We start from the raw sequence: 13458 nt of genomic DNA, 5'->3' as shown, positions 1-13458 counted from the left end.
AAGCGGAACTTTTCTTGAACGAAGACGTATACGACACCGAGGAGGGATACATATGGAAATCCAATACGAATTGACGGAAGAAGACTACATTCACTTCAACTTGAGTCATATTAGACGTTCAAAGATAGGGAAGAGGATGCTATTCCTGCAGCGCATCATCGGGCCCGTCATCATTTTAGGTGGTGGCGCTTTGACGTTCGCGACATTGTTTCAAGATACGAGCTGGTGGCTGTTTGGGGTGTATGGCGTCATCAGCCTCATCTGGTTTCTGTATTATCCGAAGTATTTTGAACGGCATATCCGAAAACAGACGAAGCGGATGATTCAAGAACGAAGCAATGAAGGCATGATCGGCCCGCATACGATGGATCTGGATGAAGACGGTCTTCGTGACAAAAATGCGTTCGGGGAGACGAAAGTCTCATGGAGCGGCATCAAGGAAGTCGTCGAGGAAGCCGATTATGTGTATTTGTATAACTCGTCGGTCAGCGCCTACATCTTGCCGAAACGCGGGCAGGACATGGAGGAGGTACAACGATGGCTACCGATGCGTTGACGATTCAACCGATTGATGAGACGAACTTGGATGCGGTCGTCGCCTTGACCGTCGCACCTGGTCAGGCCCGCTTTATCGAAACGAACGCGGAATCGCTCCGCGAGATGGACGTCGACGTCAAGTACGCGTGGACGTGCTACGCGCTCTGTCGAGACAATCAACCGGTCGGCTTCATGATGGTCGGGGCCGAGAACAAGGTGGAGCGTTACGTCTGGCTCGACCGCTTTATGATTGATATGGATGAGCAAGGGAAAGGCATCGGGTCAACATTTTTGCAACTTGCGATTGAGTGGATGCAAGAGCGATTTGATGTCGATGACCTCATCCTCAGCCTCCATCCGACGAATGAACCGGCGAAACGGTTTTATGCGAAGGGCGGATTCGAGGACAGTGGCTTGATTGATGAAGCGAACGGGGAAGAGATTTGGGTGTATCACGTGAAGCAGGGACAGCCTTCCTAAGTCGGCCGTCCCTGTTTTGGTGGTTGTTGTTCAATTATCGCTTTATCGTAAGCGGACGCAATTGTTTGACCCGAGCCAAGACGATCCAGCCGAGGATGGCTCCAGTCACGCTCGAGGCGAGGAAGACCGGGAAGAAGAACAGCGCCCCAAACTCAGAACCCATTAAGATTTTCGCGTACGGGACGGCGATGAGCGAGGCAATGACGCCCGTCCCGATGACTTCACCGAGCGCAGCGAAAGCGACCCGGTTCGTCCGCACGTAAAATAGTCCAGCAAGCAAGGCGCCGATCATACCACCTGGGAAGGCGAGCAACGACCCGGTCCCGGTCATGACACGGACGAGTCCGGTCACGAACGCGACGAGGACGGCACCAATCGGACCGACGGTGACGGCGGCGATGACGTTCACCATATGTTGCACCGGATAGGCCCGGGCGACACCGGTCGGGATGGAGATGAATAAGGAGCCGATGATGGCGATGGCGATGAGCATCGCCATCCAAGTGAGTTGTTGAATACGCATGAAGTGTCTCCTTTCAAAATGAAAACGCCACTTCTCCAAGTGGAAAAGTGGCGTGGACAGACAGACGTATCCAAGCCACTTCCCTACGCTGGTATGAGCCAGATCAGGTTCGAAGGGTCCGGCAGTTGCCGTCTCAGCCCGAAGGCTCCCCTAGTGGTCGTTTATTGGTTTGAGTATAGCATAACGTTATTTTGTTGCCTCAATTTTTCGCGGTCGGAAGATGAAATAAATGATACCGCTATACAGGGCGTATAAAAACAGGGAAAACATGAGATTGATGACCCACGGGAGTGTACCCATAAATACGGTGACCGAGGCGTTACGGAACCAGCCGAGTGAAAGACATAGTCCGACAAAGCTGAGCACGATCGTCGTCCAAAAGCTGATATCTGGACGTCTCGACACACGGCGAACGACTAGACCAATTATGAAGCTGAAGACAGCCGTCGCACCTAAATACATATAGAGTAGCGCATCGACCGGGTATGAATAATAGACAACGTCCATATTATTTCCTCCTAAACGAAGTGTGGTGAAAGGAAGTGAGGTCAGTGAGGGATGCCATCCCATGGCGTGACGAGTCTTACCGTGAACAGTTCGAGCACTGGCTCGATGGTCACGTGCCAGGCGTGACGTGGCGGGTTGTGAAAGATACCGATTTGACATACTTGATGTATGGAGAGTACGGGGCAGACCGTTACTACGCCAAGGCGGTGACAGCAATCAGTGGTGGCGAGGCTGAACTGTCGATGCATCTAGCCGAACGGCATCCGGGACTCGTCCCGGAGGTCATCGCCATTGCCGCGACACGCAACTGGCTACTTATGCGAGACATCGGCGGGTATGCACTTCGTGAATACCCCAAGCACAGTCGGTACAAAGCGGCTGTGCGTCAATATGCGAAACTACAGAGAAAAGAAGCGAATTACACGGATACGCTTTTGGCCTACGGTATCCCGGACCGGCGTCCGGCTCGTCTAAAAGAAGAGATACGGACGTATTTACCCGAGTTATGTACGGGGTTAGATCGAGATAAGGCAGAGGCGGTGCTGGCGCTCCAAGACGAACTCCTCACCATGTGCGACGAGCTCGCGACTGGGGTGCCGATGAGTCTCGAGCACGGCGACTTACATGGCGGCAACATCTTTTGGCGCAAACAGACGGATGACTTATGTATTCTCGATTGGGGCGATGCGACCGTCACCCATCCGTTCTTCAGCGTCCGTGTGTTTTGGAACGCGCTCTACGACTTGTTGCCGGAAGACGATGAAGTCGCATGGTATGAACAGATTCAGAAGATGCGTACCGTCTACTTGGCTGAGTGGGAAAGTGTGGCGCCGCGGGACTTGCTATGGCGCCATTTGTTGATCGCTGAAGAGCTCGGTTGCGTATATCGGGCGCTGTCGTGGCATGTATATGTGACCAACTATCGGTATGATCCGTCCGAGTCAGCCGATAAACCGGTCCAATGGCTCAACTTGTTCCTCGAGTATCGGGACTTGAAACGTCGCGGTACGTGATCACTCATTCTTCTCGAGCAGGTTTTCATAATCCGTCTCGTTCCAAAACAGCTGGGCGATTGACTCCGGTGCTTTCAAAATCTCACCGTCTTGGTCGTAGACGATGGCGTAGCCGTTTTCGATCTCAAAGACGATCAAGTCGGCCGTCACTTCCTTGACGCCGTTCCCGGCAATGATGACGTTCTCGATTGGGTCGCGTGCGACTTGAACTCCCCATTCGTCGAGCTCGACGATGAGCGCTGACGTGTAGGCATGGCGGTCGTAAATCGATTGAAACTCGTCTTGCGTCAATGTGACGTCGGTCGGGGGGGCACTCGTCCCGTATTTGCGCTTCTCAATCTCCTCAACGAATTGCGTGAACGACTCTTCTTGCCAAAAGAGCGGTGCGACCGACTCGGGACCGTTGGCGATTTCACCGTCTTCATTCTCATAGACGGTCGCGTACGTGCCGTCGTCGAGCTTGAACGGATAAATATCGGCGTACGTATGATGGATCTCGTCCCCGGCGATGACGACGCGTTCGAACGTCTCACGGAACGGTGTTAGCCCTTGGGTTTCGAGCGCTGCTAACAAGTCTTGGGCAGTCTCGTGTTGGTCAAAGACGTCTTTGAAATCTTCTCGTGTCCATTCGATCGTCGCTTCTTCATCTTGTTCGTTCATATCAGGAGAGACGATTGGTTGCTCGGCTTGATCGGTACAACCTGTCAGCAAGAACGCGCTTAAGCCAAGTAGTCCTAATCGTTTCATAAAACAACCCCCTAGTAAGTTACATTATTTCCCTATTTTACATTAGCGTAGCATGTATGAAATAGGATGAGAACCTGGATACTTTCTCATCTAGGGCAAATGGAATCGCTACCTCGTCTGGTTCAATCAACACAATTTGTACGATTGAACAGGGAAATGTCGACTTTTGGCGAACACATTTAGGAAACCGGTCTAAAGGAGAGAGAGAGATGCCAAAACGAAAATTTGCCAATCGTCGTGATTGGGAACGAATATTAAAAAATCGATACGCACAAATGGAGGTGCAGGACGATCGCTTCTCGGGCACCGTCGCCCTCTTCCAAATTGACGCCGTCCGAGCCCCGCAATATAAGATGCATCAAGGAGAGGAGTTCATCGTCGCCGACGCAGGTTATGCGTGGCTCCAGTACTTCTCAGAACATGAACCGTTCGGGGTGACTGTCATGTTCGACGACCGGGGCAACATCGTCCAATGGTACATCGATATCGTTGAAGGGATTGGGTATGAGGATGGGATTCCGTACATGGATGACCTCCTGCTCGACATTCTCATCTTCCCGAACGGTGACGTCGTCCGTAAAGACGAGGATGAGTTCGAAGCGGCAGCCAAGTCAGGTGAGCTCACGCCGGAGATGGTCGACCGTGGCTGGCGTGATTTCAAGGCGACGCTCGATCGGATCGAACGCCGCGACTTCGTCTATTTTGATTTAGCGAACGAGCATTACGAGCAGTTGAAGCAAAAGCTTTGAGTCTTCCCGTACTGCTTTTGGTACAGTGAAAGAACAGGGGGGAAGATAGATGAAACAAATTGATCTCGAGAAGTGGTCGCGTAAAAAGCATTATGAGTTTTTCAAGGCGTTTGACGCCCCGCATTTCAACGTGACGGCGAACGTCGACGTGACGAAGCTACATACGTTCGCGAAGACGCGCGGACAGTCATTTTTCAAGCTGTTCTTATACGGCGTGGTGAAGACGGCGAACGCCATCCCGGAACTTAGGTACCGGATGCGCGGTGACGTGGTCGTCGAGCATGATGTCGTCCATCCATCGTTCACCGTCATGATGGATGATGACGTCTTCAATTTCTGTACGGCGACGTATAAAGACGCGTTTCCCGACTTCATGGAGGAAGTGGCCGTGCGGATGAGCGGGGCGAAACGAGAAGTCGTCGTCGGAGATGACGAGCCGGACAGCCTGCTCTATATTACGAGCGTGCCTTGGCTCACGTTCACGAGCATCAGTCACCCGACGAATGACCAACAGCACGATAGCGTTCCGCGGATCGCCTGGGGCAAATTCACGAAGGTTGGCGACCGGATGATGATGCCGCTCTCGGTTCAAGCGCACCACGCGCTCGTCGACGGCGTCCATGTCGGGAAATATTATGAGAAACTGCAAGCGTGGCTAGATGATTTGAGCGACCTTCACGTCAAACAGCCTGAAGAGGTCGGACTCGACGAGGCGATCCGCCTGCGCGAGAACGGAGAGCTCGAGCGGGCGAAGCAGCTGTTGCTCATGCTGTTGCGTCAAGATGAGAAGAATCCACGACTCCACGCGCAATGTGCCTGGTGTTATGACTCGCTCGGCGAAGAGCGTCAAGCCGTCCCGCACTATGAGCGGGCCATCCGACTCGGTCTGAGCGGTCACGAGCTCAGTGAGACGTATATCGGGCTCGGCAGCACGTACCGTGCGCTCGGTCGTTACGAGGATGCCGAACAACTATTTGCTAAGGCGATCGAACAGTTCCCTGACATCGCTGCCTTGAAAGTGTTCCAAGCGATGACGCGTTACAACCTCGGACAGCATCAGGAAGCGACCGGTGCGTTGCTCGAGCTGCTCGTGAGTCCGCAGCCGGATGACAGCATTCAGCGTTATCGTCGCGCCATCGCGTTCTATGCGCGCAATCTCGACGAGACGTACGATTGATCCGGAAGACAAGGCCTGTGGAAGCGGCCTTGTCTTTTTATTGAATCAAATTGATTGACCGATCCAAATTACCGTGTTATATTTATCTCGAATTAAAGATAATTAAATTTAAAGTATTGTTTTCTCTCAACAAAGGAGGGGAACAGATGAAACAATCAGACGCCTTAAAAGCAATCACCGTCTTATTTCGAGCTTCACAATCGATCCAGGACATGGTCAAACACGAAGTCGCCGCATATGGACTGAACGCGACCGAATTCTCGGTACTCGAACTGCTCTATCATAAAGGTGACCAACCGATTCAAATCATCGGCAAAAAAGTCTTGCTCTCAAGCGGCAGCATGACGTATATCGTCGACCGACTCGAGGCAAAAGGCTATTTGGTCCGGAAAGCTTGTCCGAGCGACCGCCGTGTGACATATGCCGCATTAACTGAAGCGGGAACCGACTTGATGGATCAAATTTTTCCGATACACACGAAACGGATGAACGAGTTGTTCGACGGACTCGATTTAGATGACACAATCACACAATTGAAGACGGTCGGCAAACGTGCCGAGGCGTCAAAATTTTTTAACTAATTATCTCGAAATCAAGATTTTGAAGGAGCGATTTAGATGAACCATGTAAAAGGGATTCACCACGTGACGGCGATCACGAGCAGCGCCGAAAAGAACTATGACTTCTTTACGAACGTCTTAGGGATGCGTCTCGTCAAGAAGACGGTCAACCAAGACGACATTCAGACGTATCACTTGTTCTTTGCGGACGATAAAGGTAGCGCCGGGACGGACATGACGTTTTTCGACTTCCCAGGCATCCCAAAAGGCGTGCACGGGACGAATGAGATTTCAAAGACGTCGTTCCGTGTCCCGACGGATCAGGCACTCGACTACTGGGTCCGCCGTTTTGATCGGTTAAAGGTAAAACATGAAGGCATCACCGAGCAGTTCGGCAAGAAGACGCTGTCGTTCGTTGACTTCGACGACCAAGCGTATCAGCTCATCTCGGACGAGTTCAATCAAGGTGTCGCTTCTGGTGAGCCGTGGCCAAACGGTCCGATTCCACTCGAGTATGCCATTACTGGACTTGGGCCAATCTTTATCCGTATTTCTGACTTCACGTACTTCAAGCAAGTGATGGAGGAAGTCATGTTGTTCGAAGAAATCGGGCAAGAAGGTGACAATCATCTCTTTGAAGGAGGTGAGGGTGGAAACGGAGCGCAAGTCGTCGTCATCCATGACGAGACGTCTCAGCAGGCACGGCAAGGGTTTGGAACGGTGCATCACGTCGCGTTCCGCGTCGATGACCGTAGCGTCCTCGACGAATGGACAGCACGGCTTCAACAGTTCGGGTTACCGACGTCAGGTTACGTTGATCGTTTCTTCTTTGAATCGTCGTATGCACGCGTCGCACCGCAAATCTTGTTCGAATGGGCGACCGACGGACCAGGATTTATGGGTGACGAACCATATGAGACGGTAGGTGAGAAATTGTCGCTCCCACCGTTCTTAGAGTCGAAGCGTGAGCAGATCGAAGCGATGGTCCGGCCGATTGATACGGTCAGAAGTACCAAAACGTTCGAGAAAGAATATGAGGGTATGCCATCATGAGTTTTTTCAATCGTTTGTTCGGTAAACAAGAAGAACCAACCAACTCACAAGGAGGAACTACTATGTTGAAAATTGGAATCGTACTCGGATCGACTCGTGAAGGACGCGTTAGCCCGCAAGTCGGAGAATGGGTAAAAAAACTTGCCGACAAGCGCGGTGACGCCAACTATGAAATCATCGATATCGCGGACTACAGCTTACCGCTTCTCGGCGAGGCAGACGGCGACGCGACAGGTGCCGCGGCATGGTCGGAGAAGATTGCAGAGATGGACGGTTTCGTCTTCATCGTACAAGAGTACAACCACTCGATGACAGGCGCGCTCAAAAACGCCCTCGACTACTTACGCAACGAATGGCATAACAAGGCGGCAGGGATCGTCTCATACGGTTCAGTCGGCGGTGCTCGGGCAACTGAGCATGTGCGCGGTGTCTTGAGCGAACTCTTGATCGCCCACGTCCGGGTCCACCCAGCGCTCTCGCTCTTCACAGATTTCGAGAACGGCACGCACTTCGCACCGAAAGACGTACAAGTCCAATCGGTGAATGATATGCTCGACCAGCTCGTCCCGTGGACAGAAGCGATGCAGACGGTCCGTACGAAAGCAGCGGAAGCAACGAACAACTAATCAAGCAACTGGTTGTCCTTTTAGGGACGATCAGTTTTTTTGTGTTACTGTTCATTCGATATTGCATCGTGTATCGTCAGTAAAAGAAGGGAACAAAAGAAGCATACATATAGCCTGAAGGAGGAAACAACGATGAAATGGATGATCTATGGCGCGAACGGCTATACGGGTGAACTGATTGCCCGGCAAGCAGTAAAAGAAGGGATGACGCCGGTGCTCGCAGGGCGGCGCGCGGACGCGATCGAGCGTCTTGGCGATGAGCTCGGATGCGAGACGCGTGTCTTTAGTCTGTCGCTCGACAAAGCGAAGCAGGAACTCGCTGACATCGACCTCGTCTTGCACTGTGCTGGACCGTTCGCCGATACGAGTCAGCCGATGGTCGAGGCGTGCCTTGCTTCACAGACTCATTACCTCGATATTACCGGGGAAATTGAAGTATTCGAATACATTCATTCGAAGAAACGGGCCAAACTCGCGCAAGAAGCAGGCGTGTTGCTGTGCTCGGGTGTCGGCTTTGACGTCATCCCGACCGACTGTGTGGCCCGCAAGTTGAAGGAACTCATGCCGGACGCGACGAAGCTCGCCCTCGGCTTCTCGGCCGCTGCCGGTATTTCGCGCGGAACGATGAAAACAGCAATCCGTGGGCTCGGCTCGAGCAGTGCCGAGCGGAAAGACGGAAAACTGTCGCCGTTCCCGCTTGGGGCCAAGCGTCGACAAATCGACTTTGGGCGCGGCAAGAAAACAGCGCTCGCGATTCCGTGGGGTGACGTCTCGACCGCGTATTATACGACGGGAATCCCAAACATCACGACATGGATCCCAGTTCCCCCAGTGGCCGGATATGCGTCTCGTCTCATGTCGTTCTTTAGTCCGATTCTTGGTAGTGACGCTGTCCAAGGACGTCTCTTACGCTATGTCGATGAACATATTAGCGGACCGGATGAGGCGGAGCGGGACGGGTCGTCGACGTATGTTTGGGGCGAAGCAACGAATGCAGACGGACACAAATATATCGTTCGCATTCAGACGGCGAGCACGTACGCCTTCACCGTCTATGGCGCGCTCGAGGTCGTGAAACGTCTCGTCGGTTCAAGCCGGGTCATTCCTGGAAGCTTCACACCAGCGATGTTGTTCGGCTCGCATTTTATCGAAGAAATCGAAGGGTCATCCTCGTTCGTGATTGATGAAGTCCGCCTTTAAAGCGTTGCCTTGTAACGGAATCACAACATGTTCGTAATTGAAGTGTGGTAAACTCAGGGAAGATTAGAGGGAGGGAACGAGATGAAACGCTTAGAACTAGCCAGGCGCATCGAACGCATCAAAGCGGAAGGGACGTCTGCCTACATCAGGCATCGAAAACAGACCCCTCCCTATGAAGGCTCGGAGTTAATCGTTGAAAATAAAGGTCATGTGTTCCGGATGGGGAATACGAGTTTTGCGGTCGGGTTCGGCTTGAACCGTCCGACGAGCTTTTACGATCTGCACCAAATGGAGAAGTGGGTCCGTGGTAAGAACGTGTCCCGCCTACATATTGAGGTGTGTCCACTCGCGGACATGTCGCTCATTCGCCTGCTGCAGGAACGAAACTATACGCTCGATCACTTTCTCGACGTCTGGTTGCTCGATGTGAACACGTTTGAGTTGCCAGAGAGTGAAGCGACACGTGTCGAACGTGTGCATGCTGATAACGTGAACGAATGGGCTCGGGCGATTGCGACAGGATTCGCCGAGACGGGGACCGTCCTGCAAGAGACGATTGATACGGCGAAAGGGTTTTATGCGTTACCGGAAAACCAGGCGTTTCTCGTCCGTGAAGACGAGACAGCGGTCGCCGGCGGTATTCTCGCCGTTCAGGATGGGATGGGGGAACTGTTTTTGACGAGCACGATTCCCGATTATCGGGGAAAAGGTTATCAGACCCAACTCATTTTAGAGCGAGTCGCCGCGGCAAAAGCGATGGGTTGCGAGTACGTGACGGTGACGACGAAAGTCGATACCGCCTCGGGACGCAACATGGAGCGCCTCGGTTTTACACCGTTTTATCAAAAAGCAGTCATGAAAAGTCCGATCCTCAAATAAACAGGTCGCCCCGCGGGGCGACCTGTTGTCGTTAGAGTAGTGATTCGGCACCGTCGACGTAAACTTCTGATCCGGTGACGTGGCTCGACATATTGCTCGCAAAGAACAAGACGACGTCGGCCACTTGCTTCGCCGTACCTGATTTTCCGGCGAGCGGTTGGTTGCCTTCTGGATATTCGATCGGGATGACGATTTCTTCAAGTAACGCGTCGTCCCGGTTCGTCGAATCATCGATGTTCGTATCGATTGCACCCGGACAAATCGTGTTGACCCGAATACCGAACTGGGCGAGCTCGGCCGCGGCCATTTTCGCAAAACCGGTCTGGCCGGCTTTCGTCGTCGCATAGCCGCTGAAGCCAAAGTTTTTAAAGAAACGGTTCCCGTTGATCGACGACGTGATGATGATGCTGCCGCCTTTCTCCTTCAAGTAAGGGATCGCATGTTTCACGGTCAAGAACGTGCCCGTCAAGTTCGTCTCGACGACCCCGTTCCAATCTTCGAGCGACAAGTGCTCGATCGGTGTGATCGTCCCGTTCCGTCCCGCGTTCGCAAACACGATATCGACATGTCCGAACCGTTCGACTGTCTGTTCATAAGCCCGTTTCATCTCGTCTTCGTTGGAGACGTCAGCACTAATTCCGATGGCGCGGTCCTCGCCGATCAAGCTCGCGAGCTTCTCGGAGTCCTCTTGGTTCAAGTCGACGATGGCGACTTTTGCCCCCGCTTGGACGAACCGGATGACAGCGGCGCGTCCGATTCCTGACGCCGCTCCTGTGACAAACGCGACTTTACCCGACAACAATGTATTTGAAATCATGTATTTATCTCCTTTCAGCTACCTGTTGTCATATTCCACTGTTCTATAAAAATTAAGCCCGTTTTCTTGAAAAAAGACGATTCTTCGTTTAATCGGACGTTACATGAATCGATAGCGCGATGTTGAGCGTCGCATCTGGGTCAAGCTCGATGGTCACATGTTGACCGGCGCGAAGCTCTTGCACGTCGCTAGCAAGACCCGTCACTTCCGTCTGATCATTAACTAGAATCGTATGCAACTTGATTTCATCCATATCCGTCTCGGCTGGACCAATCATCAGTTGAGGGATTTCAATCCGTTCGATGCGTCCGTCGAGCGTGTGATCGTTCCACGTGCTCACCCAATAGACTGCTAACAAAAAAAGACCGATGAACGCGAAGGCAAAGATGAGTCTAGCTCTCATGGTGATCCTCCTCTGCGGTACCCCGGTGCGATGGTTTCCATTAGTTATTTACCCGGAATCAGGAATTTATATAGGCTGATTTTTACAGGGATTTGAATGACAGATGCGGAATATAGTAAAACAATTTGCGGAGTGGAGGCGCTGACGATGGTTCTATTCGGGATGGTTGGGTTAATCATTTTAGGATTGATTGCTTTCGGGTGGTGGACGATTGGGTTTCCCAGACGGAGAGTGTGGGGTGGGCTGATCATGCTAGTGTTTTCCTTCCTCTTTTCGCCGCTACTGCTCGTCGCGAGCGGCGAGCGCTACGGATTTGATGGCATCGTGGCAGGATTGGTCGCGCTGTTCTGTATGGTCGGGGGCGGTTTTTTCTTCACAACACTTGGCTGGACTGGTCGTCACAGAAAAGTCAGTAAAGTCCGGACATTGTCGGAAGACCCTGATCTGTTTTAGTTTAGGTTGTCGTTGCCCCTTCGAAACTCGTACAGTAAACGTATGGAACAAAATGGAGGGATACATGTGTCGACACTGATTAAACCGACCGCGTTACGGTCGGGCGATACGATTGGGATTATCACGCCGTCGTTTCCAGCACCGAACCGCTTTCCCGAGCGTTACGAGCGGGGGATTGCTCAACTGAGACGAATGGGCTTTACCGTTCGTGAAGGCAGCTGCACATATCGTACAGAAGGCTATCGGTCTGCTTCAATCAAGGACCGAGCCACGGAATTCAATGACTTGTTGCGTGATCCTGACGTCAAAGCGATCATCAGCACGATTGGGGGAACGAACTCGAACTCGCTTCTGCCGTATCTTGATTACGAAGCGCTGCGTCGACATCCGAAAATTGTTATGGGTTATAGCGACGTCACGGCGCTCTTGCTCGCCTGCTACGTGAAGACGGGCGTGACGACGTTTTACGGCCCGGCGATTGTTCCGTCGTTTGGAGAGTATGAGACGATGTTAGCGGATGGGGAGCGCTACGTCCGAAACGTGCTCTGTCTAGAGCGCGAGGCACCTTATTCACTCGACGTGCCACGGGAGTGGACTGAAGAGATGCTTGACTGGATGACGCAAGATCGGCCAAAGATGCTTCGTCCGAATGACGGATGGTTGTCGCTACGAGATGGCTGGGCACAGGGTAAATTGGTAGGTGGTAATTTGAACACGATGTCGGGCTTTTTGAAGTCAGAGTTCTTCCCGGACATGGAGGGCGCCATTTTGTTTCTCGAAGATTCGTTCAAGACGATGGCGGACGAGGAACGGTCACTCAGTATGCTCAAGCTGGCCGGTGTCTTTGATCAAATCAACGGCCTGATCATCGGAAAACATGAGCATTTTGATACGCTAGGGGCACCGTTTTCGTTCGAAGCGCTCTTGCTTGAAGTGCTCGGTGACGTCGACTTCCCGATTTTGACGAATGTCGATATCGGGCATACGTTTCCGTCACACGTCTTCCCGATCGGCATCGACGTCGAGCTCGATGCGACCGCCGGGACGATCACCTTTTTAGAGAATGGAGTGACGATATGAGCGAATTTATTACTGTGGTCGACCGGACACGTAAAAGAATCGGGTTGAAGCCCCGGTCCGACGTCCATCGTGACGGCGATTGGCATGAGACGTTCCACTGCTGGATGATTGACCCGACGCATCTTTACTTACAGCTCCGCAGCGAGACGAAACAAGATTTTCCAGGACTGTTCGACATCACGGCAGCAGGGCATCTGACTGCCGGAGAAACCGTTCGCGACGGGGTCCGTGAGATACAAGAAGAGCTCGGGATTGAACTGTCACTTGAGCAACTCCACCCGCTCGGCGTCTTTGAGGACGTGATTGAGACGGGAGCGTTTCTAGACCGGGAGTTCGCCCATACATATGTCTATCCGTACGCTGGGGAGGCGTTCGCGTTAGACGTTGACGAAGTAGCAGACGTCGGCAAAGTTGACTTCGAGGCGTTCGTCGCCTTGCTCGACGGTTCGCGCGAACAGATTGAGGCAACTTCGGTCGTAACCGGAAAGACGTTGCGCGTGACGAAAGAGACGCTCGTTCCACATCCAGACACATACTGGAACCAAGTTGTTGAAGGGGTTCGGACATTCTGGGAGAAAGCAGAAGGCCATGATGATTGATATCATCTGGCAACTGTTGAACGTCTTGCTCGTACTCAGTTTAGGTGGGCTGCTC

The 13458-nt window shown here is 52.5% G+C and carries 18 protein-coding genes and 1 riboswitch; of the genes, 13 read left to right on the top strand and 5 right to left on the bottom strand.

Annotated features, from left to right (window positions below):
* Nucleotides 1-52 precede the first annotated feature (52 nt).
* Together EVJ24_RS03300 and EVJ24_RS03295 are read left to right on the top strand one after the other, a co-directional pair.
* On the top strand, nucleotides 53-556 hold the full coding sequence (locus EVJ24_RS03300; RefSeq protein WP_131439552.1) for a YcxB family protein: 504 nt from the start codon (nucleotides 53-55) through the stop codon (nucleotides 554-556).
* Nucleotides 538-1017 (top strand): GNAT family N-acetyltransferase, encoded by a 480-nt coding sequence (locus EVJ24_RS03295; RefSeq protein WP_131439550.1) that lies wholly within the window; start codon nucleotides 538-540, stop codon nucleotides 1015-1017. The genes EVJ24_RS03300 and EVJ24_RS03295 overlap by 19 nt, the downstream gene beginning before the upstream one ends.
* Before the next feature lie 34 nt (nucleotides 1018-1051).
* On the opposite strand, the gene thiW is transcribed toward EVJ24_RS03295, so the two are convergent.
* Nucleotides 1052-1540, bottom strand: a complete 489-nt coding sequence (gene thiW, locus EVJ24_RS03290) for an energy coupling factor transporter S component ThiW (protein WP_131439548.1) — start codon at nucleotides 1538-1540, stop codon at nucleotides 1052-1054.
* Nucleotides 1541-1603: 63 nt separating this feature from the next.
* A riboswitch (TPP riboswitch) is annotated at nucleotides 1604-1702 on the bottom strand.
* Between the two features lie 24 nt (nucleotides 1703-1726).
* Complete coding sequence (locus tag EVJ24_RS03285; RefSeq protein WP_131439546.1) at nucleotides 1727-2047, bottom strand: hypothetical protein; 321 nt, start codon at nucleotides 2045-2047, stop codon at nucleotides 1727-1729.
* A gap of 44 nt (nucleotides 2048-2091) precedes the next feature.
* On the opposite strand from EVJ24_RS03285, the gene EVJ24_RS03280 reads away from it, so the two are divergent.
* The gene (locus tag EVJ24_RS03280; protein WP_131439544.1) at nucleotides 2092-3060 is read left to right on the top strand and encodes an aminoglycoside phosphotransferase family protein; all 969 of its coding nucleotides are present in this window, start codon (nucleotides 2092-2094) and stop codon (nucleotides 3058-3060) included.
* On the opposite strand, the gene EVJ24_RS03275 is transcribed toward EVJ24_RS03280, so the two are convergent.
* Entirely contained in the window at nucleotides 3061-3807 is a 747-nt protein-coding gene (locus EVJ24_RS03275; RefSeq protein WP_131439542.1) for a hypothetical protein, read from the bottom strand. It lies immediately after the preceding gene.
* Nucleotides 3808-4016: 209 nt separating this feature from the next.
* Here EVJ24_RS03275 and EVJ24_RS03270 point away from each other — a divergent pair, with 209 nt between their 5' ends.
* From EVJ24_RS03270 to EVJ24_RS03240, 7 genes are all read left to right on the top strand, one after another.
* Complete coding sequence (locus EVJ24_RS03270) at nucleotides 4017-4556, top strand: DUF402 domain-containing protein (RefSeq protein WP_071398564.1); 540 nt, start codon at nucleotides 4017-4019, stop codon at nucleotides 4554-4556.
* A gap of 49 nt (nucleotides 4557-4605) precedes the next feature.
* Nucleotides 4606-5733 carry a tetratricopeptide repeat protein gene (locus EVJ24_RS03265; RefSeq protein WP_131439540.1) on the top strand — a complete coding sequence of 376 codons (1128 nt, stop codon included), beginning with the start codon at nucleotides 4606-4608 and terminating at the stop codon, nucleotides 5731-5733.
* A 146-nt stretch (nucleotides 5734-5879) separates the two neighbouring features.
* Nucleotides 5880-6314, top strand: coding sequence for a MarR family winged helix-turn-helix transcriptional regulator (locus EVJ24_RS03260; RefSeq protein WP_131439538.1), 435 nt, complete (start codon nucleotides 5880-5882; stop codon nucleotides 6312-6314).
* Nucleotides 6315-6350: 36 nt separating this feature from the next.
* The gene (locus EVJ24_RS03255; protein WP_070329295.1) at nucleotides 6351-7346 is read left to right on the top strand and encodes a ring-cleaving dioxygenase; all 996 of its coding nucleotides are present in this window, start codon (nucleotides 6351-6353) and stop codon (nucleotides 7344-7346) included.
* Nucleotides 7343-7972, top strand: a complete 630-nt coding sequence (locus EVJ24_RS03250; RefSeq protein WP_131439536.1) for an NADPH-dependent FMN reductase — start codon at nucleotides 7343-7345, stop codon at nucleotides 7970-7972. The genes EVJ24_RS03255 and EVJ24_RS03250 overlap by 4 nt, the downstream gene beginning before the upstream one ends.
* A 132-nt stretch (nucleotides 7973-8104) precedes the next feature.
* Entirely contained in the window at nucleotides 8105-9172 is a 1068-nt protein-coding gene (locus EVJ24_RS03245) for a saccharopine dehydrogenase family protein (protein WP_131439534.1), read from the top strand.
* An 81-nt stretch (nucleotides 9173-9253) separates the two neighbouring features.
* Nucleotides 9254-10051, top strand: coding sequence for a GNAT family N-acetyltransferase (locus EVJ24_RS03240; RefSeq protein ID WP_131439532.1), 798 nt, complete (start codon nucleotides 9254-9256; stop codon nucleotides 10049-10051).
* Between the two features lie 31 nt (nucleotides 10052-10082).
* On the opposite strand, the gene EVJ24_RS03235 is transcribed toward EVJ24_RS03240, so the two are convergent.
* Together EVJ24_RS03235 and EVJ24_RS03230 are read right to left on the bottom strand one after the other, a co-directional pair.
* Nucleotides 10083-10868, bottom strand: a complete 786-nt coding sequence (locus EVJ24_RS03235; protein ID WP_131439530.1) for an SDR family oxidoreductase — start codon at nucleotides 10866-10868, stop codon at nucleotides 10083-10085.
* A gap of 88 nt (nucleotides 10869-10956) precedes the next feature.
* A complete protein-coding gene (locus EVJ24_RS03230) occupies nucleotides 10957-11271 on the bottom strand; it encodes a hypothetical protein (protein WP_070329290.1) in 315 nt (104 codons plus the stop codon).
* A gap of 162 nt (nucleotides 11272-11433) precedes the next feature.
* On the opposite strand from EVJ24_RS03230, the gene EVJ24_RS03225 reads away from it, so the two are divergent.
* The 3 genes from EVJ24_RS03225 to EVJ24_RS03215 all read left to right on the top strand — a co-directional run bounded on the left by EVJ24_RS03225 (nucleotide 11434) and on the right by EVJ24_RS03215 (nucleotide 13403).
* Nucleotides 11434-11724, top strand: a complete 291-nt coding sequence (locus tag EVJ24_RS03225; protein ID WP_131439528.1) for a hypothetical protein — start codon at nucleotides 11434-11436, stop codon at nucleotides 11722-11724.
* 66 nt (nucleotides 11725-11790) lie between these two features.
* Nucleotides 11791-12804 (top strand): S66 family peptidase, encoded by a 1014-nt coding sequence (locus tag EVJ24_RS03220; RefSeq protein WP_236637536.1) that lies wholly within the window; start codon nucleotides 11791-11793, stop codon nucleotides 12802-12804.
* Nucleotides 12801-13403 carry an NUDIX hydrolase gene (locus tag EVJ24_RS03215; protein ID WP_131439526.1) on the top strand — a complete coding sequence of 201 codons (603 nt, stop codon included), beginning with the start codon at nucleotides 12801-12803 and terminating at the stop codon, nucleotides 13401-13403. The genes EVJ24_RS03220 and EVJ24_RS03215 overlap by 4 nt, the downstream gene beginning before the upstream one ends.
* Nucleotides 13404-13458: the final 55 nt, after the last annotated feature.

It is taken from the genome of Exiguobacterium sp. SH1S21 (assembly GCF_004337175.1).
Classification (GTDB): Bacteria; Bacillota; Bacilli; order Exiguobacteriales; family Exiguobacteriaceae; genus Exiguobacterium; species Exiguobacterium aurantiacum_A.
The sequence above is the reverse complement of the archived record's forward strand: the minus strand, read 5'-3'. Positions and strand labels throughout refer to the sequence as shown.

What these genes read in the sequence shown, in the direction of transcription:
- EVJ24_RS03270 (WP_071398564.1), top strand. Translation starts at nt 4,017, where the DNA reads ATGCCAAAACGAAAATTTGCCAATCGTCGTGATTGGGAACGAATATTA.
- EVJ24_RS03245 (WP_131439534.1), top strand. Translation starts at nt 8,105, where the DNA reads ATGAAATGGATGATCTATGGCGCGAACGGCTATACGGGTGAACTGATT.
- EVJ24_RS03250 (WP_131439536.1), top strand. Translation starts at nt 7,343, where the DNA reads ATGAGTTTTTTCAATCGTTTGTTCGGTAAACAAGAAGAACCAACCAAC.
- EVJ24_RS03235 (WP_131439530.1), bottom strand. Translation starts at nt 10,868, where the DNA reads ATGATTTCAAATACATTGTTGTCGGGTAAAGTCGCGTTTGTCACAGGA.
- EVJ24_RS03295 (WP_131439550.1), top strand. Translation starts at nt 538, where the DNA reads ATGGCTACCGATGCGTTGACGATTCAACCGATTGATGAGACGAACTTG.
- EVJ24_RS03240 (WP_131439532.1), top strand. Translation starts at nt 9,254, where the DNA reads ATGAAACGCTTAGAACTAGCCAGGCGCATCGAACGCATCAAAGCGGAA.
- EVJ24_RS03260 (WP_131439538.1), top strand. Translation starts at nt 5,880, where the DNA reads ATGAAACAATCAGACGCCTTAAAAGCAATCACCGTCTTATTTCGAGCT.
- EVJ24_RS03285 (WP_131439546.1), bottom strand. Translation starts at nt 2,047, where the DNA reads ATGGACGTTGTCTATTATTCATACCCGGTCGATGCGCTACTCTATATG.
- EVJ24_RS03300 (WP_131439552.1), top strand. Translation starts at nt 53, where the DNA reads ATGGAAATCCAATACGAATTGACGGAAGAAGACTACATTCACTTCAAC.
- EVJ24_RS03275 (WP_131439542.1), bottom strand. Translation starts at nt 3,807, where the DNA reads ATGAAACGATTAGGACTACTTGGCTTAAGCGCGTTCTTGCTGACAGGT.
- EVJ24_RS03215 (WP_131439526.1), top strand. Translation starts at nt 12,801, where the DNA reads ATGAGCGAATTTATTACTGTGGTCGACCGGACACGTAAAAGAATCGGG.
- EVJ24_RS03255 (WP_070329295.1), top strand. Translation starts at nt 6,351, where the DNA reads ATGAACCATGTAAAAGGGATTCACCACGTGACGGCGATCACGAGCAGC.
- EVJ24_RS03265 (WP_131439540.1), top strand. Translation starts at nt 4,606, where the DNA reads ATGAAACAAATTGATCTCGAGAAGTGGTCGCGTAAAAAGCATTATGAG.
- EVJ24_RS03230 (WP_070329290.1), bottom strand. Translation starts at nt 11,271, where the DNA reads ATGAGAGCTAGACTCATCTTTGCCTTCGCGTTCATCGGTCTTTTTTTG.
- EVJ24_RS03225 (WP_131439528.1), top strand. Translation starts at nt 11,434, where the DNA reads ATGGTTGGGTTAATCATTTTAGGATTGATTGCTTTCGGGTGGTGGACG.
- thiW (WP_131439548.1), bottom strand. Translation starts at nt 1,540, where the DNA reads ATGCGTATTCAACAACTCACTTGGATGGCGATGCTCATCGCCATCGCC.